Origin of the sequence: Methylobacterium sp. J-001, assembly GCF_022829565.1 — a bacterium.
Classification (GTDB): domain Bacteria; phylum Pseudomonadota; class Alphaproteobacteria; order Rhizobiales; family Beijerinckiaceae; genus Methylobacterium.
Map to the genome: position 1 here is coordinate 1 of NZ_JAKSYN010000216.1, position 3,408 is coordinate 3,408.

The window sequence follows — 3,408 nt, forward strand, 5'->3', positions numbered from 1 at the left end:
AACCGCGTCCGGCCGCATTCGTCCCTGGGCTATCGGCCGCCCGCGCCTGTCAGCTTCCCGGATCTGGCCTTCCGGCTACCCATGGCAGCGGCCATGCAGTAGCCTCTCAATCGGCTCGGTCCAAAATACCGGTCAGGTCAGTCCCGGGGCAGGCATCGCCGACGCCGGATGCAGCGTCCCTCTCCGCGCAGCCGCTCACGACAATGCCGATGCCGCCCGGCTTCTCGTCCGATCCCGCTGCTCAGCCGCAACAGGAGGCCAACTACTACGCGCAGATCGGCAACGCCCTGAAGAGCATCGCCGGCGGCCAGCAAAAGCAGGGTCAGAAGGCCGGCGGGGGCATGCCTGGGGCGCCGGATGTCGGCGGCCGGCCGATCTCGCTGCAGCAGGCCCGAGCCATGTTCGACCCGGGCAAGTTCTACGGGATGCTGCGGAACGCGGGCATCGGCGGTCAGGGGCGTGGGTCGTAGGCCTGGCTGTACTTCTTGAGTATGCGTTCCAAATGGTAAGCGGGTAGGATCATGTCGAGATGTCAGGCGGCGCCGGCCTTTTGACTTGGCCGATCCAAAAGAAAACTCTCATAGGCGATCAGCTCTCGGCCCTGCTTAACGGCCTTGTAGTATTGCTCTGCCTCAATTTCGATTTGGATCTTCAAGAGGTATGGAGCATAGCTTGGCTGCATAGCCATCAGCTCGCGGGCTTGCGCATAAAATAGCTCAATCGCCGCCGCCGGATCATCCACAAGATACAAAACCTGTAGAGTGACACAGAGCTTCTTGCAGTCTGTATCTGCGTCGCTCTCATGCATAATCTCGCTTTCACGCAAGAATTTGCATTGGTTTTCGATCAGAAAAGATACAGGACGATCGCCATTGCGAATTGCTGCGCCGTTGATGATCAGCCGCTCGAATGGCTTTAGAGTGAGGCGCAGGCCCATTATTTGGCATCCTCTTTCAATTTGAGAAGCCTTGAACACCAGGCGTTAACGATCTTCTAACGACTACGTCATTTTGAAGATCGATTTAAGATGTCGGCAATGAGCTGGGGGGTAGATCGTGCGGGCCGCCAATACGGCGGTTTATAGCGCCCAAAAGGACCGCTCCTATGTCTGGTGTCACCCTTACTGCTGCTACCCGCCAGAACCTGCTCTCCCTGCAGGATACGGCCTCGCTGACCGCGACCACCCAGAACCGGCTCTCCACCGGCCTGAAGGTCTCTTCGGCCCTCGACAACCCGGTGAGCTTCTTCACGTCCCAGTCGCTGAGCCAGCGCTCGGGTGATCTTGGCGGTCTGCTCGACGGTATCTCCAACGGCGTTCAAGCGATCCAGGCCGCCAACCAGGGCATCACCTCGATCCAGAAGCTGGTCGATCAGGCCAAGTCGGTCGCCAACCAGGCACTGTCCACCCAGATCACCACCACCGGCACCGCCTCGACCGCGTACACCAATTCGACGAGCTCCGGCGCCACAACGGTAAGCCTGTACGTCAACGGCTCCGCCACAAACGTTGCTCTGTCTTCGGGCGACACGATCGACCAAGCCATCACCAAGCTCAACACCGCGGTGGGCGCCGGCAGCTTCACGAAGAGCACTGACGGCACGAAGCTTGTGATGAACGCGTCTTCCGATGTCGAGTTCAAAGATGCAGCCAGTCAAACCGCACTCGGTTTTGCCGCTGGCACCGGCACTGCACCCAATTACGGTACCGCTGCTTCCACTGTCGTCCAGAGCGGAGACCTATCAGTTTCTGGGGTGTCAGCCCGTGCCACGCTCGCCTCGCAGTACAACAGCCTGCTGACCCAGATCGATCAGCTGGCGGGCGACTCGAGCTTTAACGGCACGAACCTGATCAACGGCAAGGGCGACAACAACAACCTGACGATCAACTTCAACCCGAAGGGCAACTCGAACCTCACGGTCACGGCGACCGACGAGACCTCGAGCGGTCTCGGCCTGAAGGCGATCACCGCGGGCACCAGCGGGACGGGTAACTTCCTCCTGAATACCGACATCAACAAGACGTTAGGCACATTGACGACCGCATCCAACCAGCTGCGAACCGATGCGTCGACCTTCGGTTCGAACCTGTCGGTGGTGCAGAACCGTCAGGACTTCAGCAAGAACCTAATCAACGTGCTCGATACCGGCGCGTCGAACCTGACCTCGGCCGACCTGAACCAGGAGGCTGCGAACTCGCAGGCCCTGTCGACCCGCCAATCGCTGGGCATCTCGGCCCTGTCGCTGGCGAACCAGGCGCAGCAGGGCATCCTGCAGCTCCTGCGGTAAGCTTCAGCTACATCGTCGTCGCAGCGGCCGGGGCATCACCCCGGTCGTTTGCGTTTGGGCTGCCTGATCAAGCGTGCGGTTGCAGCGGTGGTCAGAACGACAACGGCGCAGCAACCCGGAAGGTCACTGCGCCGCTTGATCGGGCCGCCTGAGGGGGCGGAGGGCGGCCTTGAAAAAACGGGTACGCCTGAACCGATCACCGGGGCGTGCGCATCAGCACATCCAACCGTCTGTGGCTCGGATGCGACGCTGCTCGACGACCGACTGTGGACGGCGCGGAATGCCCCTGATCGGTCAAGGTTCGAGGGCGAGCATGATGCTCCCAATCGATCCGGCTCGCCTCATGTTCGCCAGACCTCATGCCTTCGCCCTCTATCACCGCGAGCGCCTCGCCGTGCTCCTGTCCTCGGCCCTGTTCCTGGCCGGTGCGATCCCGTTGCTCTGGGCCGTGGGCTGACCCTCCAGGCGCATAAGAAAATACCTCGGCCCCCCGTTAGTAGCACTCAGCCGATGACCGCTCAGCCGGGGTCATCCGGTGATGCGCTCTGGCGCTTCGAACCCGGCGGGCGAGGGGTCGTGTTCGTCCAGGGCATCGTGCCGTTCGGCCGGCGTGGGATCGACTGGATCTTGCCTTTCGAGTCGTCTGTTCGTTCGGGGCGCGGGCCTTGGCATCCACCATCACGCCACGCCCGGAATGCGCGCCCGTAGATCCATTCCTCCCGGTCGTGATCGGCTCGGACGATCATATCGGCGATCACCCGCTCGGCCTCTCCTTTGTTGAAATGCGCCTTCTTGAGCAACTGGTTCGTGTACCGCTGGAGAATCTGTACCTCGTTGTAGTCCGGGCGCGCGCGCAGGACCTGCAGCAGTGCATGCAGCTCCGCCCTCCCGACATCGTCCCGTTTGCGCGTACCGGTCGCCGGACGGTTCTTACGGCGCTCGGCCTCTGTCTCGGCATGGGCGTCGAGGCTGTGCTTCTGCCGCTTCGACATCCCCCTGCGAGCCTTCCGGGCCGGGGATGTCCAACCGGGGCGACCGGAGGTGGGGATGGGAGTTTCGTTCTCGTCCGACATCGGGGTGCCTCCGTTTCAGAGGCCCCTCATTCATACCGGATCGACGCAA

5 protein-coding genes are annotated in these 3,408 nt (G+C 61.9%); 3 read left to right on the forward strand and 2 right to left on the reverse strand.

Annotated elements, in window-relative coordinates; genetic code table 11:
- Positions 1-209 precede the first annotated feature (209 nt).
- A complete protein-coding gene (locus MKK65_RS28780) occupies positions 210-470 on the forward strand; it encodes a hypothetical protein (protein WP_243961597.1) in 261 nt (86 codons plus the stop codon).
- A 62-nt stretch (positions 471-532) separates the two neighbouring features.
- Here MKK65_RS28780 and MKK65_RS28785 read toward each other — a convergent pair whose 3' ends face one another.
- Positions 533-937 (reverse strand): flagellar biosynthesis repressor FlbT, encoded by a 405-nt coding sequence (locus tag MKK65_RS28785; protein ID WP_243961599.1) that lies wholly within the window; start codon positions 935-937, stop codon positions 533-535.
- Positions 938-1,104: 167 nt separating this feature from the next.
- On the opposite strand from MKK65_RS28785, the gene MKK65_RS28790 reads away from it, so the two are divergent.
- The gene (locus MKK65_RS28790; RefSeq protein ID WP_243961601.1) at positions 1,105-2,286 is read left to right on the forward strand and encodes a flagellin; all 1,182 of its coding nucleotides are present in this window, start codon (positions 1,105-1,107) and stop codon (positions 2,284-2,286) included.
- Between the two features lie 313 nt (positions 2,287-2,599).
- The gene (locus MKK65_RS28795; protein ID WP_243961603.1) at positions 2,600-2,743 is read left to right on the forward strand and encodes a hypothetical protein; all 144 of its coding nucleotides are present in this window, start codon (positions 2,600-2,602) and stop codon (positions 2,741-2,743) included.
- Positions 2,744-2,804: 61 nt separating this feature from the next.
- Here MKK65_RS28795 and MKK65_RS28800 read toward each other — a convergent pair whose 3' ends face one another.
- Positions 2,805-3,278, reverse strand: a complete 474-nt coding sequence (locus MKK65_RS28800) for a hypothetical protein (RefSeq protein WP_243961604.1) — start codon at positions 3,276-3,278, stop codon at positions 2,805-2,807.
- Between the last annotated feature and the right edge of the window lie 130 nt (positions 3,279-3,408).

Bases quoted from the DNA above. Each gene is read 5' to 3' on its own strand.
- MKK65_RS28785 (WP_243961599.1), bottom strand. From the start codon at position 937: ATGGGCCTGCGCCTCACTCTAAAGCCATTCGAGCGGCTGATCATCAAC.
- MKK65_RS28800 (WP_243961604.1), bottom strand. From the start codon at position 3,278: ATGTCGAAGCGGCAGAAGCACAGCCTCGACGCCCATGCCGAGACAGAG.
- MKK65_RS28790 (WP_243961601.1), top strand. From the start codon at position 1,105: ATGTCTGGTGTCACCCTTACTGCTGCTACCCGCCAGAACCTGCTCTCC.
- MKK65_RS28795 (WP_243961603.1), top strand. From the start codon at position 2,600: ATGATGCTCCCAATCGATCCGGCTCGCCTCATGTTCGCCAGACCTCAT.
- MKK65_RS28780 (WP_243961597.1), top strand. From the start codon at position 210: ATGCCGCCCGGCTTCTCGTCCGATCCCGCTGCTCAGCCGCAACAGGAG.